The organism is Ketobacter sp. GenoA1, from assembly GCF_003671475.1.
In the GTDB taxonomy this organism is placed as follows: domain Bacteria; phylum Pseudomonadota; class Gammaproteobacteria; order Pseudomonadales; family Ketobacteraceae; genus Ketobacter.
Genome location: NZ_RCHM01000020.1, coordinates 478,834 through 492,663, shown reverse-complemented (window position 1 = coordinate 492,663; position 13,830 = coordinate 478,834). Strand labels below are relative to the sequence as shown.

Sequence of the window (13,830 nt, the reverse complement as noted above, 5' to 3'; positions counted from 1 at the left end):
CTGTTACAGCTCCATCACCCCATCCATTTCAACCTGCGCCCCTTTCGGCAACGCGGCTACCGCCACTGCGGCCCGGGCCGGATAAGGCTGCTGGAAATAGCGCGCCATTACCTCGTTCACCAATGCAAAGTGGCTCAGGTCGATCAGGAAAATGTTCAGCTTGGCGATATCCTGCATGGAGCCGCCGGCGGCTTGGCACACCGCTTTCAGGTTCTCAAAGACCCGCACAATACTGGCTTCCATATCGCCGTCAACCAGCTCCATGGTGGCCGGGTCCAGTGGAATCTGCCCGGACAGGTAGACGGTGCTGCCGCACTTAACCGCCTGCGAATAGGTGCCGATGGCCTGGGGCGCTTGATCGGTGGAAATGATTTTCCGTTTGCTCATGTGAGGTCTCCAGTGTTTTTAATTGCGCACACGAACAATGCGATGTACCGCTTTCAGAGTTCGCATGCGGCGGATGGTTTTTGCCAGATGTTTCCGGTCGCGGATGGAGATGCGCAGACTGACCACAGACAAGTGAGCATCCTTTTCTTTTATGTTGATGGTTTCAATGTTGGCATCGGCCTGGGAAATCAGGGATGCCAGGCTGGCCAGGGCTCCCCGTTCGTTTTCCATCTGCACCCGCAGATCCACGTTGTACTCGCCGACAAAATCCTTGGCCCATTCCACCGACAGGCATTTTTCCGGATTTTCTTTCAGCTCGGTCACAATGTTTTTGCAATTGTCCCGGTGGATCACCATACCGCGGCCGGAGCTTAAGTGGCCCATCACCGAATCCCCGGGGATCGGGCGGCAGCATTTGGCCAGGGCAATCACCATGCCCTCGGTGCCCCGAATCACCAGCGGCTTGGGTTTTTTGCTGTCCGGATCGGTGTTTTCCTCATCGTGGGGCAACATGCGGCGGGCGGCTATCTGCGCCATTTGGTTACCCAGGCCGATGTCTTCCAGCAGATCATCCAATGTGCGGAAGCCGGCTTCTGTGAGGGCGGTGGTAATGCGCTCCTGGGGAATGGTATCCAGCGCCAGGTCGAACCCGGACAGGGCCTTGTCCAGCAGGCGGTGGCCCAGTGACACGGATTCCGAGCGCCGCTGGTTCTTGAGGAAATGCCGAATATTGGCGCGCGCTTTAGCGGTGGTGACAAAACTGAGCCAGGCCGGATTGGGGCAGGCCCCCGGAGCGGTGATGATCTTGATGGTTTGCCCGCTCTGGATGGGGGTGGATAACGGTACCAGCCGGTGATCCAGGCGCGCGGCCACGCAGCTGTTGCCCACATCGGTGTGCACCGCATAGGCGAAATCAACAGGGGTGGCGCCGGTGGGCAGCTCCAGAATGTCGCCTTTGGGGGTGAACACGTAGACTTCATCGGGGAACAGGTCAATTTTCACCGTTTCCAGGAAATCCTGGGAGTTACCGGCACGTTGCTGCATTTCCAATAGACCTTTCAACCACTCCTTGGCCCGGTTCTGGGCCCCGCCGGCGGGATCCGGGTCGGATTTATAGAGCCAGTGGGCGGCGATGCCGTTGTTGGCCATGGCGTCCATTTCTTCGGTGCGGATCTGGATTTCAATGGGCACGCCGTTCATGCCGATGAGGGTGGTGTGCAGGGATTGGTAACCGTTGGCCTTGGGGATGGCGATGTAATCTTTGAAGCGTCCGGGAATGGGTTTGTAGAGGTTGTGGATGGCACCCAGTACCCGGTAACACATGTCGACGGAACCCACGATAATGCGGAAACCGTATACGTCCATGATCTCGTTGAAAGGTTTGCGCTGGGTCTTCATCTTGCTGTAGATGCTGTACAGGTGCTTCTCACGCCCGATGACCCGGCCTTCCAGGCCATCCCGTTCCAGTCGGTTGTCGATGGATTCCTGAATGCGGGAGATCATGTCCTTGCGGTGGCCACGGGAGGTTTTAGTGGCCTTTTTGATGCGGGCGGCCCGCATGGGGTACATGTGGGTAAAGGACAGGTCTTCCAGTTCCACCCGAATATTGTTCATACCCAACCGGTTGGCGATGGGGGCGTAGATTTCCAGGGTTTCCAGGGCAATGCGGCGGCGTTTGGTGGGGTGCAGCACCCCCAGTGTGCGCATGTTATGCAGGCGATCCGCCAGTTTTACCAGGATGACCCGGATATCCTTGGTCATGGCCAGGACCATTTTGCGGAAGTTTTCCGCCTGGGCCTCGGCTTTGGATTCAAACTTGATGGCCCCGATCTTGGACACACCGTCCACCAGGTCCGCCACGATGGCGCCGAACGCTCCGGTAACGTCGTCTTTGGATACGTGGGTGTCTTCAATGACGTCGTGGAGCAGGGCTGCTTCCACGCTCTGGGCGTCCATGTGCATGTCCGCCAGGATTTTGCCCACCGCCAGGGGGTGAACGATGTAGGGATCGCCGCTGCGCCGGTATTGGCCCTCGTGGGCCTGTTCGGCGAAATAATAAGCGCGCCGAATATCCTCCCGCTGCTCGGGAGGCAGGTAGTCAAGTTTTTCTATAAGTGTTTCAACGGTTTGCAACTGCTCAATCCCTCCTCAGAGGATTTAGTGTAATGGGATTGAGCGGTAATGAGAACAGCAGAATGAAAGTGACTTATTCTTCCATGCCGGGATTGTTGAAGGCACTGTGGAAAGAGGCTTCGCGGAACTGTTTCGGCTCCGGTTTGCGGGCCAGAATCGATTGATCCACGTAACCTTCGGCGATTTCCCGCAGGGCAACCACGGTGGGCTTGTCGTTTTCCCACTCAACGTAGGGGTCTTTTCCGCCCGTGGCAATCTGTCGAGCGCGCTTGCTCGCAACCAGTACCAGTGAGAATCGGTTGTCTACTCGAGTCAGACAGTCTTCAACGGTGACGCGTGCCATGTTTTACCTCAGTGTTTTTTCGGCCTAGCCGGCCATTGTACAAGTTTGTGGGATCAAGACAAGAGACTGCTGATCAAATCCAGGTGCCTTTCTGCCTGTTTGTCGTGGCGCAGGCGCTGGCTGGTGATGACGGAGCGCAGTTCGGCAAGCGCCACCTCGAACACATCGTTGATGATCAGGTAATCGAACTCCACATGGTGGGAAATCTGCTCGGTGGCCTGGGCCATGCGGCCCTGGATCACCGCCTCGGAATCCTGGCCCCGCCCCACCAGCCGTTCACGCAGGACCTCCCGGGAGGGCGGCAGAATGAAGATGCTGACGGCCTGGGGTGCCTGGCGGCGGATTTGTTCGGCACCTTGCCAGTCGATTTCCAGAATCACGTCATGGCCGGCATTGAGCTGGTCGGTGACGGATTGCATGCTGGTGCCGTACAGATTGCCGAACACCTCGGCGTGCTCCAGAAAGGCATTGTCGTTGAGCATGGCGCTGAATCTGGCCTTGTCCACAAAATGATAATTCACCCCGTTTTCTTCACCCGGGCGCTGGGGGCGGGTGGTGTGGGACACGGATACGTGCAGATTCGGTGTGGATTCCACCAGAGCGTGAACCAGACTGGTTTTACCGGCACCGGACGGAGCCGATACAACAAACAGGGTGCCTTGCATGGGGTACCTTTATTATCTGAGCAGGTGAATTCTAAATAATCAGTTTAGTGGCAAGTGGCGAAATTTTCGATGTGGGCCACCAGGTGGTGCTGGTGCGGAATTATAACCGGTTTAGGCGCAGGGCGGCAGGGTGGGGCGGCGCTTAAAGCACCGCCTTGAATCCTTCGAACTGGGGTGGGCCCAGGTAAATGCCCTTGCTGTCCCCGGCCTGGGCGTGGGCCTTGCGGAACGCCTCCGACTTGGTCCAGTTGACGAATGCTTCTTCTGAATCCCACACCGAGTGCGAGGTGAACAGCGTGCATTGTTCATCCGTGGCGCCCTGCAGCAGGTTGAACTGCCTGAAGCCGGGCACCTCATCCAGGTGGGTGTCGCGGTTCTTCCAGATGTTGATGAAGTCTTGTTCCCGGCCGGGCGCGATGCGAAACCGGTTCATGGCGATATACATGGGTTGTCTCCCTGATGCTGGTTATGGGTTTTGGTAGGAAAGGCTACAGCAACATACAGGCATCAGGAGCAGCGGGTCAATGGCGCAAGCGGTTTGTCGTGAACGCGACAAGTGGGGTAAATGCGCCAACTTATCGCCAGGTTAACATGTTGTTTTTACGACGATTTGCCTGCCGCTGCCCAAGGCACGGGAATTGCCCTGTGGCTATTATCACAAATGGCCAGGAGTCGATCATGTTATTGCAGCAGTACAAAGAGAATGGGTTGTTCATCTCGGTGAATTTTCTGGAGGAAACCAGCAGCGCGGGAACCTGGGGCTACCGCGGTGACCTGGTGCTGGTGGCTGGGCCGGACGATGACAAGGGGCACGCCATGCCTCCGGAGTTGATCATGCGTGGGGCGGTGCTGTTGGCGGATGACAAGCTCAGGATGCTGGTGGGCGGCCTGGATGATGTGGCGGATATACCGGTGTTGTTGGAGAAGTACGGCGCCGATTTCGCACCCGGTATGAAAGCCATGCTGTTTATTGTGAATCTGAAGGACACGATGAAGGTGGAATCGAATGGGGCCAGTCTGGTGTTGATCCCATTGGTGCAGGGCGTTCCCTGGAACGAAGCCATGGAAGAGCTGGCCCTGGAGAAAGGCGACTTCAAAGGGCAATCACCGGCGGATAAAGTCGCCACCCTGGCCGCTGAGCTGGCCTCTTACCAGCCCAAGCGCTGCCCCGATGCCACCCTGGATGAGGCGTTGGCCTCCACCACCACGGCCAAGCGTGAAGTGTGGGGCGCGGTTTGATTTCTAGCGGTTTGCTGCCGGTCGTGAAGTAGCCCAGTGCCCGCTGCGGAGCCGGATAACGGCTTCCGTGCGGGCGTCAGTGATGGCTGGCCCGCAAGTGGGCTGCCAGCGCCGCATCCATGGTGGTGATGTGCAACTCAAACCAGGGCAGGAGCCGCTCTGCAACAAAGGCCCGGCCAAAGGGGATCAAGCCCCGCTTTACCCGTTGGTGAAATTGCCTAAATTCTCCCATGACCCGGGCGTGTTCACCCCGGTGTTCGCCCATAGCAGGGTAGTCACTGGCTTCCATTAATTTATTTTCACGCTCGAAATGGGCCTCGGTATGGCTCAGCAGTGCCTCAAACATTGTGGCAAACCCTACATTATCCACACCCATAATATCTTCAATAATGGCCATGAAATCCCGGTGATCCTCATCGATGGGATCGTAACCCAATAACAACAAAGGCTTTTTTTCAGCGCTGCCAGGCATGGTGTTGATTGCTCCGTGGTATCAGTGTTCGGTTGGCTGCAGGTGATCCTGGGCTCACCCTTGCAGTGGCCGTGCCATGGCGCGGTCTGATGGATGGTGCCGGACAAACAGAAGACGCTAATAGCGAAGCTGAGATCCAATGCTATAACTAAAAGGTTATCGAGTATTTTTGCAAACCCGAACACGCGCTAGCAAAGGAGCAGGGAGTAAAGCTGATATGAATTGGATGACGTATCTGAGTGTGAAGGCGAAGATGGGGCTGGTGATCGCCCTGTTTGCGGTGGTGGTAGCAATCTTCGCCAACATCGTGTTTACGGAATGGGGCAAACAAGAGCGCTTCTCCCAAAAGGAACTCTACGGCACGGAATTTTATAAACCCTCCTTTGATTTGATCAAGGCAGCGCAGTTGCACCGGGGTAATGCGTTTCAGGTGGCGCAGGGTGTTGAAGCGGCCCGAGCCCCCATGGATGCGGCTGCAGTGAAGTTCGAACAAGCCATGCAGCGGTTGATGCAGTTACAACAACAGTATGCAGCGGAGCTGGCATTGGGTAACCGGCTCGACGACATCAACCGATCCTGGGACACGCTAAAGCAGGCGCACACCAGCATGGAGCCAAGGGCAGGATTTGACGCTCACTCGGCCTTGATTGAAAGTATCCTGACTTATATAGAGCTCTATTCGGATCAGTCCAATTTAACCTTGGATCCGCAGTTGGACAGTTTCTACCTGATGCAATCTATGTCGTTCACTTTGCCGCGCGCCATAGAGTATTCTGCCCGCCTGCGCGGTGCCACAGCCGGTGCTGTTGCCAGTGATCCGGTTTCTCAAGGCGCTATTGAATCGCTGATCGGCTTGCACCCCATCGCGGTGGCTAAAGTGGAGGATGCCCTGCGTTCTGCCGACAAGGCCAGTGCCAGCATCGATGGTGCACTCAATGCGGACATCCGTGCCATGCGCAATGCCAATGCTGAATTTTCCAGGTTGGTAGTGGGCATCATTAACAGTGGACGTGCCGCTCTGGACAGCCGGGCCATGTTCGCCAAGGGTACCGAGTTGGTGAATGCCGGCTACGCGCTGCAGGAAAACACCGTGCCCCATCTGCAGCGTATTCTGCAATCCAGATTGAATGCCATGAAGGCAGAACAGCGCTCAAGCGCCATCATGATGGTGTTGGCCGCTGCCCTGGCGTTGTTGATCACCTTTATAACCGTGCGTAATTTGTTGGCCGGAATGTCCGCTGCCAATCGGGCTCTGGCGGAAATACAAAGGGGCAACCTGGATGAACGGATCGACGTGAAAGGCAGTGATGAAATTGCCACCTTGATGCAAGGAGTCAGCTCTTTACAGTCGGCGTTGAAAGACACCCGGGAGCGCGAAGCAGCGGCCGCGGCCGAGTTGGACAGATTCGCAGAAGAGTCGCGGCGCAAGGCCGTTGAAAGCAAACGGCTGGCTGATGCGCTGACGGTCTGCGATACCTCCGTCATGGTGGCGGATGCGGACTATAACATCGTGTTTATGAACAGCGCGGTGAAAAAAATGCTGGAAAAAAGACAAGACACCCTGTCCAAGCATGTACCCAACTTTAAGCTCAGTCAGTTGATGGGCGCCAATATGGATATCTTCCATAAAGACCCTTCCCATCAGCGCGGCATGGTCAGTAAGCTGAAAGAAGTCTACCGCACCAGAATCAAGGTGGCGGATCTTACCTTCGTTCTGATAGCTACCCCTTTATTTAATGACGAAGGTGAACGTACCGGCACCATTGTCGAATGGGAAGATATTACAGACCGCCTGGCCAAAGAGCGCGAGGAAAGAAAAGCCGCAGGCGAGAACAAGCGGGTTCGAATTGCGCTGGATAATGGTTCCACCAATACCATGATCGCCGATCCGGATAACAATATCGTGTACATGAATGAAGCATTGACCGACATGATGTCGAACGCAGAAAGTGATTTGCGCAAGGATCTGCCGGGCTTTCAGGCCAACAAGCTGATGGGCGCGAATATGGACGTGTTCCATAAAAACCCGGCCCACCAGCAACGGCTCATCCGTGATTTGAAAGACACCTACGAAGCCCAGATCAAGGTGGGAGGGCGCACGTTCCGGCTGGTTGCCAATCCGGTGCTGGATGATGATGGCGAGCGCCTGGGCACGGTGGTGGAGTGGTTGGATCGTACCCAGGAAGTGATCGTGGAAAATGAAGTGAATGAAATCGTCAAAGCCGCTGCGCAGGGTGATTTCAGCCGCAGCCTGCCCATGGAAGGCAAGCAGGGCTTCTTTGCCAACCTGGCCGGTGGACTGAACCAGTTGATGAAAGTCACCGACGACGGTATGCATGATGTGGCCCGGGTGTTATCGGCCCTGGCAGCGGGGGATCTGACGCAGAAAATAACCGGTGACTACCAGGGTTTGTTCAAGCGACTGAAAGACGATGCGAACGCCACGGTGGATAAACTGGAAGAGGTCATCGCCAATATCATTGAGTCGTCTTCTTCGGTCACCACCGGTGCCAACGAGATTGCGCAGGGTAATGCCGATCTCAGCCAGCGTACCGAAGAGCAGGCCTCGTCACTGGAAGAGACCGCCTCCAGCATGGAAGAAATGACCGGCGCTGTGCAGCAAACCAGCGACAACGCTCAGCATGCCAACCAATTATCTCAAAATGCTGTCAGCAAAGCCGAGGCCGGCGGTGACGTGGTGAAAAATGCCGTGGTGGCCATGGGTGAGATCAACAGTTCAAGTAAGCGTATTTCCGATATTATCGGTGTCATAGATGAAATCGCGTTCCAGACTAATCTGTTGGCCCTGAATGCCGCGGTGGAAGCGGCCCGTGCCGGTGAGCAAGGGCGAGGGTTTGCTGTGGTGGCGGGTGAGGTGCGTAATCTGGCACAACGTTCCGCCGGTGCCGCCAAGGAAATAAAAGAACTAATCCGTGATTCTGTTACCAAAGTGGAGGCGGGTACTGAACTGGTCAATCAATCCGGTACCACCCTGGCGGAAATTGTGGGCGCAGTGAGAGAAGTGACCAATATGATTGGTGACATTAATGCAGCGGCCAGCGAACAAAGCTCCAGCATTGTTCAGATCAACCAGGCTATCGGTGAAATGGACGAGATGACCCAACAAAACGCAGCGCTGGTGGAACAAGCCAGTGCCGCCGGTGAAGCGATGGCGGAGCAAGCCCGTGCATTGATGGAGTTGGTGGGTTTCTTCAAGCTGGATCATGCCGCTGCGGCGGTGGGGGCATCCCATCGCTCGGCACCGGTTGCCCCGGCGGGGCGTAGCCCCAACAAAGCCGCGCGGCGGCCAGGTGCCAATGCATCGGCACGAACTCCTGCCGCCCCCAGCTTAAGTTCGGACGATGAATGGGAAGAGTTCTGAGCCACCAAGCAAAAAAGCCCCCGTGCCTGTAAGGGTGCGGGGGCTTTTTTACGCTTTAATCGTCAAACTGCTCGGCAGTGTTGCGAATGGTTTCTGCCAGATTCTCCATTTGGTCGGCCACCCGGTCCAATTCCAGAAACACAGCAGCATCAATGGCCGACTCAATCAGTAGCTGAAGTTCGTCGAAATGTTTTTGACCAACGTGGTCGATGCCGCTCCTGCTGAGCTTTTCCTTGAAAGCGTTGACAACATCCCGCGCATGTTGGGTTTGTTTTTGCGCCATATGCCGAGTTCTCCTGTCAGGCTGGGTCTTCCCGTGTTAAAACCTGCTCATCTTTTTCATGAATGTCCTGAGCGCTGCCGACGATGAGCGGGTCTGGTGCAACCGCAACCTCCGGATTCTTGTCCGGGTAATCGGCTTTGCTCAACAGATAGCGCATGGCGTTGATGCGGGCTCTTTTTTTATCGTCGGATTTGATCACCGTCCAGGGGGCATCGGCGGTGTCGGTGTAAAAAAACATGGCCTCCTTGGCACTGGTGTAGTCGCTCCACTTATCCAGTGATGCCAGATCAATGGGGCTTAGTTTCCATTGCTTTAGCGGGTCTTTGCGCCGCTCCTGAAAACGGCGGAATTGTTCCTCGCGGCTGACCGAAAACCAGAATTTGTAGAGCAGGATGCCGCTGCGGGCCAGCATTCGTTCCAGCTCCGGCGTCTGGCGCATGAATTCAAGATACTCCTGCTCATTGCAGAAGCCCATTACCCGCTCCACACCAGCCCGGTTATACCAGGAACGATCAAACAGGACGATTTCACCGGCGCTGGGGAAGTGTTGAATATAGCGTTGAAAATACCATTGTCCCGCCTCGGTTTCGGAGGGCTTCTCGAGGGCAACCACCCTGGCGCCGCGCGGGTTCATGTGCTCCATGATTCGTTTGATGGTGCCACCCTTGCCGGCGGCATCACGCCCTTCGAACAGGATGACCACCTTCTGTTTGGTGGTCTTCACCCAGTTCTGAAATTTGAGCAGTTCCACCTGCAGCTCTTGTTTGAGGGATTCGTATTCCCGCCGTGTCATCTTTTTGCGGTAGGGATAATAACCGTCCCTGAAAATATCCTGCTTGGTGAGCGATTTCTTATCTGTGCGGTTGTTGGATTCCTGTTTGATCTGTTCTGCCATCTCGTCGATACATCTGATTTGCTGCACTGCCTGCTCCACAATGACGGGAATAGTGATCATTACCGGGGAATAAAAGTATGGCATAGGCAGGGGAAAGCGCCCCCCAACCTGTTGCAGGCGATGATCTGCATCAGTAAATACAAGGTTGCTGATAACCGTTTGACGTTTCAGATAATGGCGTTAGACGGAAACGTTATGACGGCCTTAAACCGTAATGACCGGAGGTGCGCTGCCGGTAATGTGTTGCACCAGAAGCTCCCAGTCCAGAAGGTTGAACTGCTGCTGGGAGCTGCTGAAAAAAGCATGGGCGTTGGCAACCACATCCTGCAATACCAGGGATACAAATTCATCGGCGCGCTGCGAATAGATCATTTGTTCCGGTACGGCTTTTTCAAAATAGAGGGTGTTTTGCTCTGGTGTATACCCACCCATCCGCATGCCGGAAAAGTCCGGTTTGTCGAGTTTTCCCGGAAGCATAAAATTGATGTCCAATGTGGGGCCCTGCGGCAAAGGGTGTGTGCGTCTGGCGTTGAGTGCGGCGGCCGCCATCTTGGTGATGGCAAGATTGATGGGGGTATCGCTCAATTCGCTGCTGGCGGTTGCGATGCTGATATGGAATGTCATGGTGGTGGTCCCCGGGTTGTGAGCTGGATTGGCCAGGGCACTGCAGCAATTTACGCGCCCGTTTCCAAAATCGTCAGCCTGTTTCAAAAAAACCATTGCAATCAGCAAGCTAGGACGCCGATGCGGTGGTTTGAGCATGGGCTTCATTTGTGTTGTTTGCCACACTGCCTATGGGTTCGCTCGACAATGCAGAACCTGATACAGCGTTGGGTTCCTGCTGGGTATTGATGGCACGAATGGGATAAGGAATGACGATACCCTCCTCGCGATAGCGTCGATGCAAGGCTTTCATGAATTCCGATTTGATAAAGAAACGATTGAAATACTCCTGCGCCCGTAACATTACCGTAAAATTAATGCTGGAGCTGTCGAAGGTGTGAAACACCACAAAGGTGTCGTAGTCATCCACTCCCCATTTGTGGGATTTGAGTATCTCCCGGGCCACTTCTACGGTGATACGCTCCACCTCTTCCAGGTCAGAGTTATAATGCACACTCACTTCCACAGGGACCGACAGCTCTTTCTCGGGGTAAAAATAGTTAATGATCTTCGATTGTGAGAGCACGCTGTTGGGCATGATGACGGTGTTGTTGGGCAGCATTCTGATCCAGGTGGAACGCCAGCCGATTTTCTCCACAAATCCCTGTTCGCCGGAATCCAGCTCAATGTAGTCGCCCACTCTGATGGGCTTGTCGATTACCAGTTGTACCCCGGAGAAAAAGTTCTCCAGCGTGGGTTGCAGGGCCAGGGCCACGGCCAGTGAGGTGATCCCCAATGACGCTATGATGGGGGTGACAGAGATGCCCAGTGTGCCCAGCAGCACCAGGGCACCGATACCGAAGACAATTCCGCGGGTGATGCCCACCAGGATGCCTTTGCTGTTCGCCAATGCCTCGGACCGGGTGGTCTGGCGATGCAGTAAACCAAACAGGAAGCGATCAGCAAAAACGACCACGGCGATGATGAGCAGAATTTTGTAGGCTGGTTCGGAAAACGCCTGAAGTGAAAAGACTTCCACTTTCAAAGCCAGCAACAGATATTCCAGCAGCAACATATGCAGAATAACAATGAGCAGTGAAAGCGGAAAACTGAGCGCGCTGATCAGCAGGCTGTCGTAGTAATAACGGGATTGGCTGGTAACGTTTTGCAGGTGCTTGAGCACCAGTCGTTTGATCAGTAGAACGGCCAGCAGGGAGCCCAGTGAGATGATGGTGGCCATTGGCCAACCCGACAACTCTGATAGTGTCCATTCGCTCATGTGCGGCCTGCTCCCGGTGATCCGTTCCAGCAAAAGCTGCAATTTCTATTCCGCGCATCTGGACGCGCCAAGTGACTGATTTGTCACCTGCTGGTTGCAAGTAAGCGCCTGCTATTGGAGCGGGTGCAAGCCCAGAGCACTGAAATGCATCACACTGGTTGTGGGCAGAGTGCTGTTATCCGGTCAGGCTGCCCCCAGCGCTGTGGGTTGCAATGCCTGCTCAGGTGTATCGTAGCCCGCCATGCAATGGGCCCGATTGTTGATGATCTGCATAAACGGCAGCAGACTTTCCATTGCCAGATCGTAGCTAAGCCAGGCCTCCTCAGGATCACAGCGGTTCAGCTCGGTGATTTCACCCAGTAACAGATTCAGCATTTTGTAGACGTTGTCGATGTTCATCAGTAACCAGCTGTCATTGTCGACGTATTTGTCGATGTAGTTGAGCAACCGGTCAAACGTGCGGCGCAGTATGGGGAAGCGGGTATTGGCATCCCGGGTTTGCGCCAGAAGCAAATAGGCTTCATAGGCGCATTCCGCTTGTTTGCGGGGTAATCCGTTTTTCTCCTGCAGACGTAACCGGTATTGGTCAAAGGCGCTATCAAAACCGGATTGAAAATCGGATTCTGTTTTGATGTTCAGCAGGGGCTCCAGTACATACACCAGTGTCTGATAGCTTTCCACCAGCGGCTGGATTACCTTGTCAAGCATGGCGAGGGTATCCGCTTGGGTAAGGTAACGGCGCAGTAAGCGACGAACGGCTGCCAGTTCGGTTGCGGTGGTGGCGATACTGGCCGCCTCTTTACACAGGGTGAATTCCAGTTTGCTGGTGAGCGGCGTTGCCGGCATGATGGGCCTCCTGTGGGGGGGATCAGGTGAGGTCGATGGTGGTAGCAATGCAAGCGCTGTCTTTTACGCGATGCAGGGCATTGTTGAACACCATTTCGGAATCAAACAACACACTTTTTGCCAATACCTGGCCGGCGGAATTCTTGATCACAAAAAAATTATTACCTTCCGCTGTTTTGCCGGCGCCAATCTGCGGGCTCATCAGGGATCCCACCTGCACGTCCTTGATGGATTGGGTAGCGTCGTCCTTGGACTCGTACTCACCGCTCATCAGTAGCAATGTGCCTTCCTTGTCAAAGAATTCAAAGACAAACAATTGCTCGTCATTTTTGCTCAGTTTGAAATGGGCCGATGCCATGGTGATCTCCTCCGGTGTGTTTATACCAGGAGCAATTAGCAATTCGGATGCCAGTGCCGTTGGTGACTGAAAAGCGGGGCATTACACGCGCCTTGCCCGTCGTTTGTCGGGTTTGTGACAGGAACAGACGGGGCATTGTGGGATAGCTCACCGTCATGGTGGCGGCGCATTGCTGGCTGCAGCGCCACTGCAGCGGGAGTGCAGGCGGTAAAACATTCTGGCGCAAGGTTTGCTCCATTTCAGTTGCAACTCATTTTTCAACCCATTTTTCAACGTTCAGGATCAATGTCATGGCCAGTCTATTGTTGCCATCGCAACAGCCCTCAGCAATGTGCAATCTGAAACCCGTGTCTGCAGCGAGTCAGTTGACACTGGCAGCGGGGTTTTACTCCCGGGATGAAAGTGACTGGATATATCAATGTCTGCAGCAACAACAGTCCTGGCCTGATAATCATTACGTTATGTCAGGCCGGCGCTTTGAACTGCCCCGCCTGCAAACCTGGCATGCCGACCCGGGGATAGTGTACAGCTACAGTAATAATCTGCTGGAGACCCGGGGCTGGTCGTCCCTGTTGTTGTCCATTCGCCGCAGAGTGGAAATGTTCACCGGTCATGACTTTAATGCGGTGCTGGTAAACTATTATCGTGACGGCATGGACTATGTGGGCTGGCACAGTGATGACGAGGTGGAAATGGGGCCGGCACCGGTGATTGCGTCCCTGAGCCTGGGGCAGCCGCGCTGCTTTCAGGTGCGTCCGCTGCAAGGTGGGCAAGAGGGGCAAGGGGAACAAGAGGAAACGTTTTTACTGGATGCCGGGGATTTGCTGTTGATGGCGGCGGGTTTTCAGAGTCGGTGGCAGCATCGTGTGCCGCCGCAGCCGGATGTGACCGGCGGCAGGATCAACCTGACGTTTCGTCGGGTACTGCCGCCGGCGGCAAGATAAC

At 55.1% G+C, this 13,830-nt stretch carries 15 protein-coding genes; 3 read left to right on the top strand and 12 right to left on the bottom strand.

The window, feature by feature from the left end; all coding sequences use genetic code 11:
* Positions 1 to 3: 3 nt before the first annotated feature.
* From D9N13_RS08225 to D9N13_RS08205, 5 genes are all read right to left on the bottom strand, one after another.
* Positions 4 to 387, bottom strand: a complete 384-nt coding sequence (locus D9N13_RS08225) for a Rid family detoxifying hydrolase (RefSeq protein WP_290588098.1) — start codon at positions 385 to 387, stop codon at positions 4 to 6.
* Positions 388 to 405: 18 nt separating this feature from the next.
* Positions 406 to 2,520: a bifunctional GTP diphosphokinase/guanosine-3',5'-bis pyrophosphate 3'-pyrophosphohydrolase gene (gene spoT, locus D9N13_RS08220; protein WP_290588096.1), complete on the bottom strand. Its 2,115-nt coding sequence runs from the start codon at positions 2,518 to 2,520 to the stop codon at positions 406 to 408.
* 73 nt (positions 2,521 to 2,593) lie between these two features.
* On the bottom strand, positions 2,594 to 2,863 hold the full coding sequence (gene rpoZ, locus D9N13_RS08215; protein ID WP_290588095.1) for a DNA-directed RNA polymerase subunit omega: 270 nt from the start codon (positions 2,861 to 2,863) through the stop codon (positions 2,594 to 2,596).
* A gap of 53 nt (positions 2,864 to 2,916) precedes the next feature.
* Positions 2,917 to 3,528: a guanylate kinase gene (gene gmk / locus D9N13_RS08210; RefSeq protein ID WP_290588093.1), complete on the bottom strand. Its 612-nt coding sequence runs from the start codon at positions 3,526 to 3,528 to the stop codon at positions 2,917 to 2,919.
* Positions 3,529 to 3,670: 142 nt separating this feature from the next.
* Positions 3,671 to 3,973 (bottom strand): antibiotic biosynthesis monooxygenase family protein, encoded by a 303-nt coding sequence (locus tag D9N13_RS08205; RefSeq protein ID WP_290588091.1) that lies wholly within the window; start codon positions 3,971 to 3,973, stop codon positions 3,671 to 3,673.
* 233 nt (positions 3,974 to 4,206) lie between these two features.
* Here D9N13_RS08205 and D9N13_RS08200 point away from each other — a divergent pair, with 233 nt between their 5' ends.
* Positions 4,207 to 4,767, top strand: coding sequence for a hypothetical protein (locus tag D9N13_RS08200; protein ID WP_290588089.1), 561 nt, complete (start codon positions 4,207 to 4,209; stop codon positions 4,765 to 4,767).
* Between the two features lie 76 nt (positions 4,768 to 4,843).
* Here D9N13_RS08200 and D9N13_RS08195 read toward each other — a convergent pair whose 3' ends face one another.
* Positions 4,844 to 5,239, bottom strand: coding sequence for a bacteriohemerythrin (locus D9N13_RS08195; RefSeq protein WP_290588087.1), 396 nt, complete (start codon positions 5,237 to 5,239; stop codon positions 4,844 to 4,846).
* Between the two features lie 217 nt (positions 5,240 to 5,456).
* Between D9N13_RS08195 and D9N13_RS08190 the strand changes: the two genes are divergently transcribed.
* Entirely contained in the window at positions 5,457 to 8,621 is a 3,165-nt protein-coding gene (locus D9N13_RS08190) for a methyl-accepting chemotaxis protein (RefSeq protein ID WP_290588086.1), read from the top strand.
* A gap of 55 nt (positions 8,622 to 8,676) precedes the next feature.
* On the opposite strand, the gene D9N13_RS08185 is transcribed toward D9N13_RS08190, so the two are convergent.
* From D9N13_RS08185 to D9N13_RS08160, 6 genes are all read right to left on the bottom strand, one after another.
* Positions 8,677 to 8,904: a phosphatase gene (locus D9N13_RS08185; RefSeq protein ID WP_290588084.1), complete on the bottom strand. Its 228-nt coding sequence runs from the start codon at positions 8,902 to 8,904 to the stop codon at positions 8,677 to 8,679.
* Between the two features lie 16 nt (positions 8,905 to 8,920).
* Complete coding sequence (gene ppk2 / locus D9N13_RS08180; RefSeq protein ID WP_411268142.1) at positions 8,921 to 9,883, bottom strand: polyphosphate kinase 2; 963 nt, start codon at positions 9,881 to 9,883, stop codon at positions 8,921 to 8,923.
* A gap of 120 nt (positions 9,884 to 10,003) precedes the next feature.
* Positions 10,004 to 10,423 carry a hypothetical protein gene (locus D9N13_RS08175; RefSeq protein ID WP_290588080.1) on the bottom strand — a complete coding sequence of 140 codons (420 nt, stop codon included), beginning with the start codon at positions 10,421 to 10,423 and terminating at the stop codon, positions 10,004 to 10,006.
* A 109-nt stretch (positions 10,424 to 10,532) separates the two neighbouring features.
* Positions 10,533 to 11,681: a mechanosensitive ion channel family protein gene (locus D9N13_RS08170; RefSeq protein ID WP_290588078.1), complete on the bottom strand. Its 1,149-nt coding sequence runs from the start codon at positions 11,679 to 11,681 to the stop codon at positions 10,533 to 10,535.
* Between the two features lie 183 nt (positions 11,682 to 11,864).
* Positions 11,865 to 12,527, bottom strand: a complete 663-nt coding sequence (locus tag D9N13_RS08165) for a hypothetical protein (RefSeq protein WP_290588077.1) — start codon at positions 12,525 to 12,527, stop codon at positions 11,865 to 11,867.
* A 22-nt stretch (positions 12,528 to 12,549) separates the two neighbouring features.
* Entirely contained in the window at positions 12,550 to 12,885 is a 336-nt protein-coding gene (locus D9N13_RS08160; protein ID WP_290588075.1) for a hypothetical protein, read from the bottom strand.
* Positions 12,886 to 13,175: 290 nt separating this feature from the next.
* On the opposite strand from D9N13_RS08160, the gene D9N13_RS08155 reads away from it, so the two are divergent.
* The gene (locus D9N13_RS08155; RefSeq protein WP_290588073.1) at positions 13,176 to 13,829 is read left to right on the top strand and encodes an alpha-ketoglutarate-dependent dioxygenase AlkB family protein; all 654 of its coding nucleotides are present in this window, start codon (positions 13,176 to 13,178) and stop codon (positions 13,827 to 13,829) included.
* Position 13,830: the final 1 nt, after the last annotated feature.

What these genes read in the sequence shown, in the direction of transcription:
- D9N13_RS08225 (WP_290588098.1), bottom strand. Translation starts at nt 387, where the DNA reads ATGAGCAAACGGAAAATCATTTCCACCGATCAAGCGCCCCAGGCCATC.
- rpoZ (WP_290588095.1), bottom strand. Translation starts at nt 2,863, where the DNA reads ATGGCACGCGTCACCGTTGAAGACTGTCTGACTCGAGTAGACAACCGA.
- gmk (WP_290588093.1), bottom strand. Translation starts at nt 3,528, where the DNA reads ATGCAAGGCACCCTGTTTGTTGTATCGGCTCCGTCCGGTGCCGGTAAA.
- D9N13_RS08205 (WP_290588091.1), bottom strand. Translation starts at nt 3,973, where the DNA reads ATGTATATCGCCATGAACCGGTTTCGCATCGCGCCCGGCCGGGAACAA.
- D9N13_RS08200 (WP_290588089.1), top strand. Translation starts at nt 4,207, where the DNA reads ATGTTATTGCAGCAGTACAAAGAGAATGGGTTGTTCATCTCGGTGAAT.
- D9N13_RS08195 (WP_290588087.1), bottom strand. Translation starts at nt 5,239, where the DNA reads ATGCCTGGCAGCGCTGAAAAAAAGCCTTTGTTGTTATTGGGTTACGAT.
- D9N13_RS08190 (WP_290588086.1), top strand. Translation starts at nt 5,457, where the DNA reads ATGAATTGGATGACGTATCTGAGTGTGAAGGCGAAGATGGGGCTGGTG.
- D9N13_RS08185 (WP_290588084.1), bottom strand. Translation starts at nt 8,904, where the DNA reads ATGGCGCAAAAACAAACCCAACATGCGCGGGATGTTGTCAACGCTTTC.
- ppk2 (WP_411268142.1), bottom strand. Translation starts at nt 9,883, where the DNA reads ATGCCATACTTTTATTCCCCGGTAATGATCACTATTCCCGTCATTGTG.
- D9N13_RS08175 (WP_290588080.1), bottom strand. Translation starts at nt 10,423, where the DNA reads ATGACATTCCATATCAGCATCGCAACCGCCAGCAGCGAATTGAGCGAT.
- D9N13_RS08170 (WP_290588078.1), bottom strand. Translation starts at nt 11,681, where the DNA reads ATGAGCGAATGGACACTATCAGAGTTGTCGGGTTGGCCAATGGCCACC.
- D9N13_RS08165 (WP_290588077.1), bottom strand. Translation starts at nt 12,527, where the DNA reads ATGCCGGCAACGCCGCTCACCAGCAAACTGGAATTCACCCTGTGTAAA.
- D9N13_RS08160 (WP_290588075.1), bottom strand. Translation starts at nt 12,885, where the DNA reads ATGGCATCGGCCCATTTCAAACTGAGCAAAAATGACGAGCAATTGTTT.
- D9N13_RS08155 (WP_290588073.1), top strand. Translation starts at nt 13,176, where the DNA reads ATGGCCAGTCTATTGTTGCCATCGCAACAGCCCTCAGCAATGTGCAAT.